This is a genomic window from Butyrivibrio fibrisolvens, from assembly GCF_023206215.1.
Taxonomy (GTDB): domain Bacteria; phylum Bacillota; class Clostridia; order Lachnospirales; family Lachnospiraceae; genus Butyrivibrio; species Butyrivibrio fibrisolvens_C.
This window is the reverse complement of record NZ_CP065800.1, coordinates 2,198,646-2,212,479: the sequence shown is the minus strand read 5'-3', so window position 1 is coordinate 2,212,479 and position 13,834 is coordinate 2,198,646. Positions and strand designations below refer to the sequence as shown.

The following is a 13,834-nucleotide window of genomic DNA, read 5'->3' as shown; positions in this document are numbered from 1 at the left end:
TGCGAATAGCCATTTGGATATCAGTGCGGTCATCCATGAATGCACCTATATATTTCAGTCTTTATATCGGCTCCTCTGCACAAAAAATTTACTTGTCGCTTCACTTTAGTAATAATGTCGCAACCTCCTTGCAGATGTGCGTATGCAACTTAAAAACGGGAGGCTGCAACACCTCCCGTAAAACTCAGATTATATCCATCCTTCGGATGTAGCCGGGTTCATCTTCGGGGCAGACTATGTTCTGCTTAGCAGTGATCCTCGCCCACTTGTCGACTACCATGTTCTCGATACGAACACCTTCCTCGATGATCACATGGCCCATTATGATGCAGTTCCTGACGATAGCACCCTTCTTTATCTCAACGCCTCTTCCGATTACGGAGTTCTCTACATTGCCCTCGATGACGCAGCCGTTAGCAACCATCGTCTTTTTGACAGAAGCAGATGAAGTGTACTGAACAGGGCACGAGTCAGTAGTATGAGTGTATATAGGCCAGTCATTAGAGAAAAGACTCTCAGCATAGTCCAGATTCAGAAGTTCCATATTAGCTTCATAGTATGCTCTGAAATCCGTGATCGCTGCAAAATATCCCTTATGCTGTACGCCTCTTATATCAAGATTCTCACTCTCAGCATGTATGATATTGGTAAGCCTTGATATAGCGGACAGCTTTTTGGCCTTCTTAAGAAGCTCTATGAACAGATCCTTGTGCATTACATAGGTATCCATGAAGATATTGCGATCAGCCACTGTACCTGTGTTTATACGCATGGACTTAAAGCCCTTCTGCCTGTTGAGCTCAAGTGTATAGCAGTTACGATACGAAGTATCTGCATTATTGACCTTGTGATATAAAAGAGTTATATCAGCCTTGGAATTTATATGCTCATCAAGAAGCTTATCATAGTCCTGCTTGAAGACCATATAGCTGGGAGTTATGATGACATACTTCTGATGACAGCGCTCTATTGAAGGAAGATTCTCAAGATAAGCCTTAACATCTGTATTGTAGATATCGCTCAGCGCACTTTCATGGCTGAACATCATCTGCAGAAGTCCCCTCTTGGAGTTGATATTGTAGATACGTCCCGTTCCAACATGCTCTGCAAGTGATCTGGGATTTTCATTATTAACAAAAAGCTGTATACGCTCTATCCCACTGTTGGACAGATTGGATACCGGGAAGTCTACTATACGATATCTTCCGAGAAAAGAGAATGCGCTTATAGGCCTAAAATCCTGCAATCCCTCTACTCTCATATATGTTCCGGCAGGTGCGATTATTCCGAATGCATTAGCCATAATATTTGCCTCCTTCCTCGATATCATGAGCTACAAGCAAGATATTATCACTCTTAGCGCTGCCTACAACTGCGCCGTCTCCTATAGTTACACCATCAGCCACAAGAGCTCTTGTAACCTTAGCTCCCTCTCCGACTACTGCACCTGTCATAAGAACACTATCCTTGACTTTGGCATCCTTACCTACAATACTACTTGTAAAAAGAACTGAATGCTCAACCTTACCATGAACCTGAACACCCTGAGTGATATAAGCACACTTAACCTCTGCATCCTCGCCTATAAACTGAGGAAGTTCAGTTGCATCTTCTGTATAGATCTTCCAGGAATTATCACCAAGATTAAGTTCACTACCCTCTTCAAGAAGGTCCATATTAGCTTCCCATAAGGAATCAATAGTTCCTACATCCTTCCAGTAGCCCTTGAATTTATAAGCATACAGAGCCTTACCATCATTAAGCATAGTAGGGATTATGTCCTTACCAAAGTCATGATTGGAAGTCTTGCTGTTCATATCAGCAACAAGCATCTTACGAAGCTGCTTCCAGGAAAAGATATATATACCCATAGAAGCAAGATTGCTCTTAGGATGAGCAGGCTTTTCTTCGAATTCTACGATACGGCCGTCGTTGGCAGTATTCATGATACCGAATCTGCTGGCTTCTTTCTTGGGAACCTCGATAACTGCGATCGTAGCATCTGCCTTGTTAGCAATATGATCGTCCAGCATCTTGTCATAATTCATCTTGTAAATGTGATCACCTGAAAGGATAAGAAGATATTCAGGTTCATAAGAATCTATGAAATCGATATTCTGAGAGATAGCATCCGCAGTCCCTCTGTAAACATTAAGGCCACTATCAGCCTTCTCACGAGGCGGCAGGATAAAGACACCACTGTCTTTGCTGTCCAGACCCCAGATCCTTCCGGCGCCTGCATAACTGTTAAGAAGAATTGATTCATACTGAGTCAGAACTCCAACGATGTCTATTCCACTGTTAGCACAGTTACTAAGCGGAAAATCAATGATCTTGTATTTTCCACCAAAAGCAACTGCCGGTTTTGCAACTTTGTTGGTAAGGTCTTTAAGACGACTACCTCTACCTCCAGCAAGTACCATTGCCAGCATATTATTCTTTGCCATAAGTACCTCCCCTTTGTTATTAATTTACAATTGAATGGTGAATTACATCCGGATCAGACAAAATCCAAAGTCACTATAGAAAAGGTATTATAAACTTTTGTCTCCCCCGGACAGAAAAGCTTTCATCGGATTGACGGATTGCGCCATCTTCATAATGGTGTCTTTCTGACTAGCCATATACTGCTGCAAAGCTTCAATCTCCTGTTTGGTAAAACCGCTGTTTCTAGTGATCCTGCACTCGGGAAGCTCTCCCTCAGCTCTTCGGCCTTCATCCTCAAAGGTTACATAGACAACCTTCATACCGCTTTTATTCTTAAGCGCACCTGATACAGACATTTTGAGTTCGTCAGACATAGGCAATCTCCGCAGGTATCGGATCACAGATCAAAATAACAACGACTATACAACTATATTTTAAGCTAATCCTATAGGCGCTTCAAGTACTAAATAGACGCAGAACAGCTAAAACAAAACTTCACCACCTCTTCAAAGGGCAGGTCGCATCTTTTTTTAGAGCTCTTATCTCTACATAGCAGCCGCATTTAAGACATGTAGCCTCAAGAAGGCTATCGCACTCACGGCAGATAGCAAGTCTTTTATCATATACAGCATCAGATGCCTTGTCCTTAGCAGCAAGAAGCTCACGTGTTCTTAACACGTGAGCATAGACATCCTCCTTGCCGGCAATCTCGTACAGGAAGCATCTCTTACATTTATTCATTTAAGAACTACCTCAAACGCACATACACTGTTCTTTGGAAGAGATGCTTTAAAGCTGCATCCATCTTCTGCTACATCTGCATCAATAGATCTTATGCCTACAACATCAGGCTTTTCGAATGAATTATAATCTCCCATATCGCCTGTTACACATCTTCCGGATACAGAGCTTGCTTTAAGTCCTGACAGGATAACATCAACATCTGCCATCTCACTTTCTGACAGATTGACAACTGTTACAAGAGCCTTACCATCTTTGCAACTAGCAGAAACATTGAGACGAGGAACCTTGAGCTCTTCCTGATCATTTAATATATCTGCATCCACATAACTTTCGAGATGATTAGCATTCATATGTTTTTTATACAGATCATATACATGATAAGTTGGTGTCAAAACCATCTTGTCACCATCTGTAAGGATCATAGCCTGAAGTACATTGATCATCTGTGCGATATTGGTCATCACAACAGTATCGCAGTGATTATTGAATATATTAAGATTGATACCTGCAAGCACAGCATCCCTGATAGAGTTCTGCTGATATAAAAATCCCGGATTGGTTCCGTCTTCTACATCAAACCAGGTTCCCCATTCATCAATGATAAGACCTATCTTATGATCCTTAGTCTCATACTGTTTGATGATATTACTATGATTATTTATCATATTTTCTATATTAAGAGTATTGTGAAGAAGACGATAATACTCATCCTTGGTGAATCCTGTAGCCTTGCCCTTATTGTTCCAATCATAGGTCACCGTATAATAATGGAATGTGATCGCATCGATCATATGACCAGCACGTTCACATACAGTCTTGGTCCAGTTGAAGTCTGGTCCGTTACTACCGGAAGCAATCTTATAGATAGGATGCTCATTGTCATAATTCCTCATATAGGTAGCAAACTTCCTGGCTTCATCAGAATAGTACTCGGCAGACATATTGCCGCCGCATCCCCAGGCTTCATTGCCAATACCCCAGTATCTGACATTCCAGGGTTCTTCACGTCCGTTCTCACGCCTTAGATTGGCCATAGGAGATATTCCGCCCATGTTGCAGTATTCTATCCAGTCAGAAAGCTCCTGTACAGTGCCGCTTCCTACATTGCCTGACAGATATACATCGCAGCCAAGCTGACTTGCAAACTCCATGAATTCATGTGTTCCAAAAGAGTTGTCCTCTGTTACACCGCCCCAGTTGGTATTAACGATAGTCTTCCTATCCTTCTTGGGACCGATTCCGTCCTTCCAGTGATAAGTATCAGCAAAACATCCACCGGGCCAACGCACCAGCGGCACCTCGATATTCTTAAGCGCTCCAAGTACATCGCTTCTAATACCATTGACATTAGGTATATTATCTTCATCCTTAACATATATACCTTCATATACGCAGCGTCCGAGGTGCTCTGTGAACTGCCCGTATATATTCTTGTTGATTGTTCCCTTGCTTACCTTGCCATTAACAATGATGTGATTCATATCTTCTCCCTCTTATATAGAACTCAAACTCCACGCATTGAACAGTCGCATGGGTAGCTTCGGATGTTTTTGGAAGCATACAGCCCCCGATGGACAGAATATAATCTTTGCCATGCTGTTAATCGTTTTATACTTCATGGCACGATAGCTGGATCTTTTCATTCCGGGGTTCAAACTCGCTTCGCTCAAACATGTGAACCCCTAGCAGAATGAAAATCTCCATCTATCATGCTCATGAAGATAATAAAACGATTAAAAGCATGGCAAAGATTATATTCTGTCCATCGGGGGCTATATACTCCCAAAAACATCCGAAGCTACCAAAACCACAAAGCAAGAAACTTGAGTATAGATTTGATACCTCAATTAATCTTACTAGCTGATAAAATAAAAAACAATCAGAATTTTACTTATTTATCAAATATTTTACCTTTTTATTTAGAGCGGCATAAAAACTACATTTCTTCAACACTTTTTTACAACGCTTTTTTAACAACGCTTCTTTACCACACCTTTTCGCCACGCTTTCTCCATCCTATAAACAAAAGGCCCACTTGGGCGGCGTTGCCTCGCTAGATGATTTGCGGGGACGGGCAGTGTATAGATCATTGTCATGCTTTTTAATCGTTTTATCAACTTCATGAGCATGATAGATGGAGATTTTCATTCTGCCAGGGGTTCACCTGTCTGAGCGAAGCGAGTTTGAACCCCGGAATGAAAAGATCCAGCTATCGTGCCATGAAGTTTAAAACGATTAACAGCATGACAATGATCTATATACTGCCCGTCCCTGCAAATCATTTAGCGAGGCAACGTCGTCCAAGTGGGCCGCTATGCTCTAGCGACTCACGCCTCGACTGCAAGCTTGGCTATGGCTCTGGCGTCATCTATGGTCTTGCAGGCACACAGGAATCCGGAGTTGTGACAGAATGTTATGCCGCTAACACCCGTAACTTCCTGAAGGAAGTCAGCCGGCTTACCTCTCCAGCTCTCAGGGAATGGTTTCTTCTCTCTCTCTTCTCCATCAACCCTAACAGTCTGAACATTGTAACCACCACGTTCAGATTCATAGATCACATACAGAATATCTGTTCCCTTGACAGCATCCTGCCACGGGATAGTCTTGGAAAGCTCAAGAACAGGCCCTGTGCAGGCGTCCACTTCTTCCTTGACCATATAATAAGCCTTACGATTAGCATTGATCTGCCTAAACTTATTAACAAGGATCTCCTTGGCAACAGCAACAGCTCTCCAGAAAGCCTCGTCCCTGTCCTGATTCCCGATCCAGTCAGGATTGAAGTCACTTATGATATCGCATATCATCCAAAATGAACCTGTGTTGTCAGACTTATCGATCGGCTGGATGAAAGTCTCATCGAACTCCTTGGCATCTTCCTCGGACATTACCAGTGTTCCAAACTCCTCGAACAGAAGTCCGAAAGCCGCATAAGGGATTCCATTCTCCCTTACCTTCCTGTCTTTTTGATGATGATCGAACCTTCCAAGTCCTATATCATAAACAAGTCCGTCGAAATCTTCCGGAACCTGCATAAGTCTCTTAACCTTAAGCTCGGGATTTAGAATCTGCAGAAAAGCTGTAGAAAATACATCATCCGAATGAAACACACCGCCATGTGTAATTGCTTCTTTAATTTCATAAATATAACTGTTATCCATAGAACCTTCCTTCTTCAATCAATCATGATTTCTTGAACGTATAAATCAGAAACACATATTTACTGCATGTTTCATAATTCAACGATTCTGTAAATAATAGAGCCTTCACCAAAGTCGATCTCAACCTACTCTACTACTGTATTTTTGAATCTGTGATTCAAAATATATGATCATTTAAACGGATTATAAAAGCGTCCGCCGTTATGAATGTTGAGCATGATAGAGATCACCAGAAGACCTGCGCACACTATCATACTTACATAATCGGCTAATTTGAATTTTTTGCCCATATACCAGGTGCGCTTTTTGTTTTTGCCAAAGCCGCGAAGTTCCATAGCATTGGTGATACCCTCGATCCTGTCGATACTGGTAAGGACCAGCGGTATGAGGATTGCAGATGCTGACTGAAGTCTCTTAATTATAGAAGCCTTCTTGCTCATCTCAACGCCCCTTGCCTGGCTTGCCTTGCTGATCTCATCGTACTGGCGCTGAATATCAGGAATATAGCGAAGCGCCAGCGACACCGAATACGATATAGAATAGCTGACCCCTATCCTGTTAAGAGAAGCAGCGAATTCGCTAGGGTTAGTGGTGCATACAAACAGAAGTATGATCGGTATCGTAGCCGTATACTTAAGCCAATAGTTAAGATGATAGAACAGCTGCTCTGCAGTAAGTCCGAAATGTCCGCTCATCCCAAACAGATATGTAGTCGTACCGTAGATCTCCGTGCCATGATGCGGGGAGAAGAGGTACACAAGTATGGTATTAAGTACCAGAAATACCATAGTAAATCCCAGCATAAATGACACATCCTTAAGATGGATATGCCCTATATAAAAGAGCACTACCCCACCTATAGAAAGAAGGGCCAGAAATCTCGTATCATATGTTCCCATTGCCGCAAAGCTCCACAAAAGCAGGCATATAAGCTTGGTCGCGCCCGTGAGATTGTGGATCCTTGATGGCCTGTCAATATAATTAAATAAATTAGTCATGAGATCTTACTTCATTCCTCTCATAATCGATAAATCTCTGGACAAAAGACGTACCATCTTCTATCCCGCATTTTAAGGCAAGATTGTAAAGAGATGTCTCCTTAAGGCTCGCCTTGTCTACTATCTCTCTATCCGTAAGGATCTTTGCCGGTCTGTCATCAGCAATTATCCTTCCGTGTGAAAAGACAACCGCCCTGTCTGCATACTCAAGCATCAGATGCATATCATGAGTTATCATCACGATAGTGATACCGGAGTCTCTAAGCTTTTTCAAAAACTCCATGATATCCGTATAATGCCTATAATCCTGACCTGCTGTGGGCTCATCAAGGATTATCATCTCAGGCCCCATAGACAGGATAGCTGCTATAGTAACACGCTTCTTCTGGCCGAAGCTAAGAGCCGAAACAGGCCAATTACGCATCTTCCAAAGGCCGCAGACTTTAAGCGCCTCTTCCACTTTCTTTTGTATCTCATCCTCCGGAACCTTGCGGTTTCTAAGACCGAAAGCAACTTCATCATAGATCATGACCTGTGAGATCATCTGGTTAGGATTCTGAAGTACATATCCGACATGATCAGCTCTTTCCTTGATACTCTTTGGAAGGAAGTCCTGCCCATCAAAAGTGATACTGCCTGATGCAGGCTTTTCAAATCCGCATACAACCTTGGAAAAGGTGGTCTTGCCTGCGCCGTTGGTTCCGACTATGGCAAGCATCTCGCCCTTATATATATCAAGACTGATATTATCAAGTACAGTCTTTTTGTTCTTCTCATAAGAAAAAGTAATATCCTTGACTGACATAAGGACATCTCTATCCCTGTTATCCACAGCAAGAGGCGTGTCCTTGTACCACCTTCTTACAAGCTCTGTATCCTTAGCATCTATCACCATTGATTCAAGATTCCAGGGATGCTTGTCTTCAGATGATGATACTCCGGCGTATTCCAAAGCAGTCACATACAAAGGCTCTCTGACACCGCAATCTCTTAAAAAGTGACCTGCCAGGAGCTTATCAGGCGTTGTATCTGTTACTATGCGGCCTTCATTCATGAGTACTACGCGGTCAACATAGCGGTGGAGCACATCTTCTACTCTATGCTCTACTATTATCACAGCCGCACCTGTCTTTTTCTGAATCTCATCTATAAGTTCTATGGCCTGCTTGCCTGTAGCAGGATCCAGATTGGCAAGAGGCTCGTCAAAAAGAAGGACATCAACATCATCTACCATGACTCCTGCAAGGGATACACGCTGCTTCTGTCCTCCGGAAACTTCCGACGGTGCATGCGACATAAAGTCGCCGATATTGACCATATCAGCGACTTTCTGTACACGATCCTTCATCTCTTTTTGCGGAATACAGTCATTTTCAAGCGCAAATGCTATATCCTCTGCCACAGTCATACCTACAAACTGGGAATCGCTGTCCTGAAGGACAGTTCCTACAGTGCGCGCTATCTTGAAAAGGCTGAGCTTTCGGATCTCCTTACCATTTATGGTAGCGCTTCCTGTCATATCCCCTTTGTATGAAAATGGTATAAGTCCGTTGATGCAGTGTACAAGCGTACTCTTGCCACATCCTGACGGACCTGCTATCAGTACTTTTTCACCCTTGGATACGGCAAAGTCTATATCATAAAGAGTAGGCTTTGCCTGAGCTTTGTACTGAAATCCAAAATTTTTAAACTCTATAATTGTTTCTGACATATAAAAGATTAATCTTCTTCCTTAAGACTACCCTTCTTAGGAATTGCAGTTGAATATGCAATGCAAAGAAGTGTTCCTACAATAGCAGTTGTAATGATATTGATGATCGCACCTGTTACGCCCTGAAGGAATACCTTATTGGCAGGCTCAGCATATATGAGTATATCAAGAGTAGGAGCTATAACTATCCATGCTATGATATGTGATACAGCCTGGCTTACATTAAAGAGTACGACACCCTTAATATTGAACTCACCTTCATCGAGTTTGAGAAAAAATGAGATAACACCCATAATAAGGCCAAAGAAACCTGAAGCTATAACCCAGCTCCACCAAACGCCCCAGCCGTAGCTAAAGTCGATGAAAAAGTGACCTATAAGTCCTGCAAGAACACCTGCTATAGGTCCGAACACTCCTGCAATGAAAGCAAGAACGCCGTACTGAACTGAAATATTAGTATTCGGAACAGGACTTGGAATTGCTACAAATCTGCCCAATACAAAGAATAATGCTGCGCCGATCGCTGTTGCAACGATGGTCTTAACTGATAATAATCTGTTCATGGTAGATCCTCCCTATCTTCATATGATAATTTTGATATATATTCGAAACTATAATATCATATTTTTTGAACATTTGCTCTATATAAGCATATGATGACCAGATATAGTTTTTACCACCTTTGGCGATTTTTGGCAACTATTTCGTAGAGCACTGTTGAAATTTGCTCTGCAATCCGATATAATACTAGAGCACATCTGTATTTTATAAATTGAATAAGGGCTAGTAAAGGTTTCGACAGGGGTTTTGAAACTGGAGAAGCTATCCGCGGGATGGTGCGTTAAACCTCAAACTTAAAAGTAAACGCTAACAACGATTACGAATTAGCAGCAGCCTAAGTGCTGCAGCCGTCAGCCCAGATGCACCTGCTCATCTGGAATCTGGCGCCATTCTGGCAGGAAACGACACATTCAAAGCTTTGAGATTGTGGGCGTAACATGAAGCTACCGATTCAGATTGCTCGTAAACTGATGGTCTGATGAGGAAAATGGGGCAACCCGAAACAGTTTACTATGATAGTAGAAGGACAGCGGACGAGCTTTTGGACACGGGTTCGACTCCCGTCTAGTCCACTTATATTGTAACTGCAGCAGTACCTGACGCGTCTCTTATCAAATAGAACTACGTCGGGTCTTTTTTTATTTAGTCTGCTCTCCTATATGACGACAGCATCACTAAAAAAGACGCCAAAGCCTTAAAAATCAGGTTTTTGGCGTCTTTATTTTTTATTTCTCTTCGTATATCTCTACACGTTTGAACTTATCTGAACTTTTATCACTTCCTTTTACAGTGATCTTATCTCCAGGCTCTTTGTCTTCTATATCGATCGTGAAATCCATTCCGTTATCTGCCTCGAAGCTGATCTCTTCATCATCGATCTCCCATTCGATCTCCAGATTACTGCCATAGCCGTCATTGAGATAACCTGAGCCGTCCTCACTTAAAACAAGGATCATTCCGTCATCATTAATATATGCTCCGCTCCAGGCCTTCTCAGGTGATGTCTTGCTACATGCTACAAGACTTGTAACTGTCATGATAGTGCAGATCAAAGCTGCTGCTTTCTTTTTCATTTAATAATCCCCCTAAATCAGTCTTCTTCATATATCTCTGTTCTATCGAAGTCCTCGTCTCTCCATGACTGGCCTTCTTTGCCGGATACACAGATTGTATCATCAGGCTCTGCATCGTCAATGTCGATGATAAGCTTTTCGAATCTGTCACATTTGATCACGATCTCGTCATCATCAATTTTCCATTTAATCTTGTAATTATCAGGGGTACCGCCATTGATGTATCCTCCTCCATCCTAACATAGGATAAGGAGGCTTCCGTCCTTACCAATATACACTCCTGCCCATTCTTTCTCAGAAGATGTCTCCTTGTCCTTGCCACAAGCGGCAAGACTCAGCACAGCCATAAGGCTGCAAAGTGCTACTACTGCCTTCTTTTTCATATATTTCCTCCCAAACATAACTTTAAATAAAGCCCTGATCATATAGAGAATGCCTACACGATCAAGGCTTACAGAACTTTATTATACCCCGTAGATTGTCCTCTGACAATTCGTTAATTTCTAAATAACTGACTTCGCACTTGCCAAACATACGCCACCCTTTGAGGCAGCGCCGATGCTGATAGTTTATAATGCAAGACTCATCTCATGCCACTCTTCGCCGGCCCAGACAGATCCTGATATTCCCTTGTCTACGAAGCCGAACTTTAGGTACATGCCAACTTTGCTGTCAAGGCAGGTAAGGACGAGGCTCTTACGGCCTCTTGCTTTCTCACGGATTCCATACTGCCTAACAAGCTCTCGTCCAAGACCCTTCATCTGATAGTCAGGCAATACGTCAAGGCCGCAGATCATGACATTGGCTCCACCCGGGTCGTGGTTTGATGCATCTGTGAAGAATTCATCCTTAAACTCAGTCTCATTAGTAGCGATTCCGTTTAAGAATCCCGCAATCCTGCCAGTAGTCTTGTCTACTGCTACAAGGAAGAAATCAGATGCTACTCCTATCCTCGAAGTCATATTCTCGGGCGAACACGCTTCGTGAGGTGGGAAGCAGGTGTGCTCTATGGTTATAGCCTGATCTATCTCATCTTTGTGAATGATCCTAAATTCGAAGTTTTCAAGAAAAGCTATATTGTTTACGGCTTCATTCTGACTTTTTTCCAAATCCATCTTAAAATCCTTTCATCAACTAATACCTATCACATCGGCCAACAGATCCATTATATCGGCTCACAGCTAACAAGTCCTATACTTTTTATATATAATCATAATAAGAAATATATATATCATAGTCGAGCTTTTATGACGTTGTAGACATATTCATAGATGAATATTCTGATCAGACATGAATTAATCAGCACACTACCTATCACACTTCCTCAACGCCGTCGCACATAGGAACAGTGCTGATAGAACCGTCTTCATTATAACTAAACTCGGCTACGCACACGCTTCTATGGAAGAGGCTTCCTCCCGGAAGATCTCCTGTGTGGTAAAAGAGATATGAATGTCCTTTAAAATCGCAGATGCCGGGATGGTTAGTGAAGATGCCTCCCTCTTCTTCTGCCATGAGGACACCGCCATATACCCATGGTCCTGTGGGAGATGTTGATGTAGAGTAGGCAAGGTGCTCGTTTCTATTCTTGCCTTCTGCAAATGCAGCATAGACCATGTAGTAGAGGCCATCTTTTTTATAAAACCAAGGTCCCTCGCCGTAGGATGTTCCTGTCATGTGGCTTCCTTTGGAAAAAGACTCCTGAGTCATAGGAACCTTCACAACTCCCACGGATTCATCGTATGATACCATGTCTTCATTAAGAAGAACGTAGCGAAGTTCAGGATTACCAAAATACAGATATGCCTGGCCATCATCATCGATGAATACTGTAGGATCGATGTCATTCCAGTCGCCTTCGTCTACAAGAGGATGTCCAAGATCCTTGAAAGGACCAACAGGGCTATCTGATACGCCGACAGCTATTGCCATGCCGCTGTCTTTTTTCTTAACCGGGCAATAGAGGTAAAACTTGCCATTTCTCTCGATGCACTGCGGAGCCCAGGCTCTTGCATCTGCCCACTCGATATCATCAAGTGAGAAAATCTTGCCGTGGTCTTCCCAGTCAACCATATTGGTTGTGGAGAAGCATCTCCAGTCATTCATTGTATAGAAATCGTTAACGAGTTCGTCTTCGTCATGAGTTGTATATAGATAAAGCTTATCTCCATACACCATAGGTGCAGGATCTGCTGTATATATAGATGAAACAATAGGATTAGTGCTTTTTCTTTTAAGTGTCGTCTCCATAGATGAATAATTTCTCCTTATTGATTGTGTACTCGAACTTCATGTCTGCTTATAGTTTGGAAAAAGGTCGCCCAGCTCTACGCTGCTTCCATGATTAGCCTCGTCAAACAGTGTCATAGGAAGTGTATTGGCGGTATCAGCTGTCATGATCTTACGCTCGTTAGGGATAAGTGGCATGAAGCCTGTTCCTGACTTTATCGCATCTACATAGTCATAGATGCTCTCGATAGGTTTTTCAAAGAGCATGCCGGCGCAGCTGCCTTCTAAGACGTTGACGTCATGGAGGTCTGTGCCGGATGTCATGGTGATGCCTCTGTCCTTGCAGAAGTTATAGGCAAGGATGTCCTGATACTCGGGATTGCCGTAGTTGCAGGCTTCCATGGCATCGCACTGGTATGGGTGCAGGTATATGTCAGAGAGGTAACCTCTTTCTCTGAAGGGGTGAGCCTGAACTATAAGGCCACCGGCTTCATGGATGAGCTTCATATACTCAAGGTGATCAGCATCTCTTATCTCGGGATGAGCTTTGAGCCAGTCCTTATCAGGGCCATAGATGAGGTATTCATCTCCGTGCTGATTCTCCTCCCAGCCAAAGAATACCTTGAAGCCCTGCTTGTCGCCTTCTTCTTTGGCAGCTTCGTAGCCTTTGCAGAACTCATCTATATATTCTGACCAGGGAAGGTGTCTTGAAGGTCTTGTATTACCACGGAAGAAATGATCTGTGATGATCATACCGTCATAACCAAGTTCCTTGAACTTCTTTATATAATCCCTTCCATCAGTCTTGCCGCATGCACTGGACTGAGCTGTATGCATATGAACTTCGTATTTATACTTGTACTTTTCAGATTCAAAACTCATCGCTGCTACCTCAAATATATCTTTTTCTAAATAACCAAGCTACTTCCAAAC

The 13,834-nt window shown here is 42.7% G+C and carries 15 protein-coding genes and 1 other RNA gene; 1 reads left to right on the top strand and 15 read right to left on the bottom strand.

From position 1 onward, the window contains the following. Positions 1-184 precede the first annotated feature (184 nt). The 9 genes from glgD to I7804_RS09095 all read right to left on the bottom strand — a co-directional run bounded on the left by glgD (position 185) and on the right by I7804_RS09095 (position 9,601). The gene (glgD, locus tag I7804_RS09135; protein WP_092042101.1) at positions 185-1,303 is read right to left on the bottom strand and encodes a glucose-1-phosphate adenylyltransferase subunit GlgD; all 1,119 of its coding nucleotides are present in this window, start codon (positions 1,301-1,303) and stop codon (positions 185-187) included. Then, on the bottom strand, positions 1,296-2,447 hold the full coding sequence (locus I7804_RS09130; RefSeq protein WP_248403047.1) for a glucose-1-phosphate adenylyltransferase: 1,152 nt from the start codon (positions 2,445-2,447) through the stop codon (positions 1,296-1,298). Before I7804_RS09130 ends, glgD begins: the two co-directional genes overlap by 8 nt. An 87-nt stretch (positions 2,448-2,534) precedes the next feature. Continuing rightward, positions 2,535-2,801, bottom strand: coding sequence for a hypothetical protein (locus I7804_RS09125; protein ID WP_022754849.1), 267 nt, complete (start codon positions 2,799-2,801; stop codon positions 2,535-2,537). Between the two features lie 121 nt (positions 2,802-2,922). Next, a complete protein-coding gene (locus I7804_RS09120; protein WP_027215420.1) occupies positions 2,923-3,168 on the bottom strand; it encodes a DUF6171 family protein in 246 nt (81 codons plus the stop codon). Beyond that, positions 3,165-4,652, bottom strand: coding sequence for an alpha-N-arabinofuranosidase (locus I7804_RS09115; RefSeq protein WP_248403045.1), 1,488 nt, complete (start codon positions 4,650-4,652; stop codon positions 3,165-3,167). Before I7804_RS09115 ends, I7804_RS09120 begins: the two co-directional genes overlap by 4 nt. Before the next feature lie 846 nt (positions 4,653-5,498). Then, on the bottom strand, positions 5,499-6,329 hold the full coding sequence (locus I7804_RS09110) for an MYG1 family protein (protein ID WP_110073801.1): 831 nt from the start codon (positions 6,327-6,329) through the stop codon (positions 5,499-5,501). Positions 6,330-6,499: 170 nt separating this feature from the next. After that, positions 6,500-7,327: an energy-coupling factor transporter transmembrane component T family protein gene (locus I7804_RS09105; protein ID WP_248403044.1), complete on the bottom strand. Its 828-nt coding sequence runs from the start codon at positions 7,325-7,327 to the stop codon at positions 6,500-6,502. Beyond that, entirely contained in the window at positions 7,320-9,038 is a 1,719-nt protein-coding gene (locus tag I7804_RS09100; RefSeq protein WP_248403042.1) for an ABC transporter ATP-binding protein, read from the bottom strand. The genes I7804_RS09105 and I7804_RS09100 overlap by 8 nt, the downstream gene beginning before the upstream one ends. A gap of 8 nt (positions 9,039-9,046) precedes the next feature. Beyond that, positions 9,047-9,601: an ECF-type riboflavin transporter substrate-binding protein gene (locus tag I7804_RS09095; RefSeq protein ID WP_022754843.1), complete on the bottom strand. Its 555-nt coding sequence runs from the start codon at positions 9,599-9,601 to the stop codon at positions 9,047-9,049. Positions 9,602-9,818: 217 nt separating this feature from the next. On the opposite strand from I7804_RS09095, the gene ssrA reads away from it, so the two are divergent. Next, positions 9,819-10,174, top strand: a transfer-messenger RNA (tmRNA) gene (gene ssrA / locus I7804_RS09090). A gap of 150 nt (positions 10,175-10,324) precedes the next feature. Here the strand turns inward: ssrA and I7804_RS09085 are convergent. From I7804_RS09085 to I7804_RS09060, 6 genes are all read right to left on the bottom strand, one after another. After that, entirely contained in the window at positions 10,325-10,672 is a 348-nt protein-coding gene (locus tag I7804_RS09085) for a hypothetical protein (RefSeq protein ID WP_022754842.1), read from the bottom strand. A gap of 17 nt (positions 10,673-10,689) precedes the next feature. Then, complete coding sequence (locus I7804_RS09080; RefSeq protein WP_248403040.1) at positions 10,690-10,833, bottom strand: hypothetical protein; 144 nt, start codon at positions 10,831-10,833, stop codon at positions 10,690-10,692. A gap of 75 nt (positions 10,834-10,908) precedes the next feature. Continuing rightward, complete coding sequence (locus I7804_RS09075) at positions 10,909-11,055, bottom strand: hypothetical protein (RefSeq protein ID WP_248403038.1); 147 nt, start codon at positions 11,053-11,055, stop codon at positions 10,909-10,911. A gap of 186 nt (positions 11,056-11,241) precedes the next feature. Further along, entirely contained in the window at positions 11,242-11,787 is a 546-nt protein-coding gene (locus I7804_RS09070) for a GNAT family N-acetyltransferase (protein WP_248403037.1), read from the bottom strand. 199 nt (positions 11,788-11,986) lie between these two features. After that, positions 11,987-12,922 (bottom strand): glycoside hydrolase family 43 protein, encoded by a 936-nt coding sequence (locus I7804_RS09065; protein ID WP_022754839.1) that lies wholly within the window; start codon positions 12,920-12,922, stop codon positions 11,987-11,989. A gap of 39 nt (positions 12,923-12,961) precedes the next feature. Then, a complete protein-coding gene (locus I7804_RS09060) occupies positions 12,962-13,783 on the bottom strand; it encodes a PHP domain-containing protein (RefSeq protein ID WP_248403036.1) in 822 nt (273 codons plus the stop codon). Positions 13,784-13,834: the final 51 nt, after the last annotated feature.

Bases quoted from the DNA above. Each gene is read 5' to 3' on its own strand.
- I7804_RS09130 (WP_248403047.1), bottom strand. From the start codon at position 2,447: ATGGCAAAGAATAATATGCTGGCAATGGTACTTGCTGGAGGTAGAGGT.
- I7804_RS09095 (WP_022754843.1), bottom strand. From the start codon at position 9,601: ATGAACAGATTATTATCAGTTAAGACCATCGTTGCAACAGCGATCGGC.
- I7804_RS09120 (WP_027215420.1), bottom strand. From the start codon at position 3,168: ATGAATAAATGTAAGAGATGCTTCCTGTACGAGATTGCCGGCAAGGAG.
- I7804_RS09110 (WP_110073801.1), bottom strand. From the start codon at position 6,329: ATGGATAACAGTTATATTTATGAAATTAAAGAAGCAATTACACATGGC.
- I7804_RS09115 (WP_248403045.1), bottom strand. From the start codon at position 4,652: ATGAATCACATCATTGTTAATGGCAAGGTAAGCAAGGGAACAATCAAC.
- I7804_RS09085 (WP_022754842.1), bottom strand. From the start codon at position 10,672: ATGAAAAAGAAAGCAGCAGCTTTGATCTGCACTATCATGACAGTTACA.
- I7804_RS09125 (WP_022754849.1), bottom strand. From the start codon at position 2,801: ATGTCTGACGAACTCAAAATGTCTGTATCAGGTGCGCTTAAGAATAAA.
- I7804_RS09065 (WP_022754839.1), bottom strand. From the start codon at position 12,922: ATGGAGACGACACTTAAAAGAAAAAGCACTAATCCTATTGTTTCATCT.
- glgD (WP_092042101.1), bottom strand. From the start codon at position 1,303: ATGGCTAATGCATTCGGAATAATCGCACCTGCCGGAACATATATGAGA.
- I7804_RS09075 (WP_248403038.1), bottom strand. From the start codon at position 11,055: ATGAAAAAGAAGGCAGTAGTAGCACTTTGCAGCCTTATGGCTGTGCTG.
- I7804_RS09100 (WP_248403042.1), bottom strand. From the start codon at position 9,038: ATGTCAGAAACAATTATAGAGTTTAAAAATTTTGGATTTCAGTACAAA.
- I7804_RS09070 (WP_248403037.1), bottom strand. From the start codon at position 11,787: ATGGATTTGGAAAAAAGTCAGAATGAAGCCGTAAACAATATAGCTTTT.
- I7804_RS09105 (WP_248403044.1), bottom strand. From the start codon at position 7,327: ATGACTAATTTATTTAATTATATTGACAGGCCATCAAGGATCCACAAT.
- I7804_RS09060 (WP_248403036.1), bottom strand. From the start codon at position 13,783: ATGAGTTTTGAATCTGAAAAGTACAAGTATAAATACGAAGTTCATATG.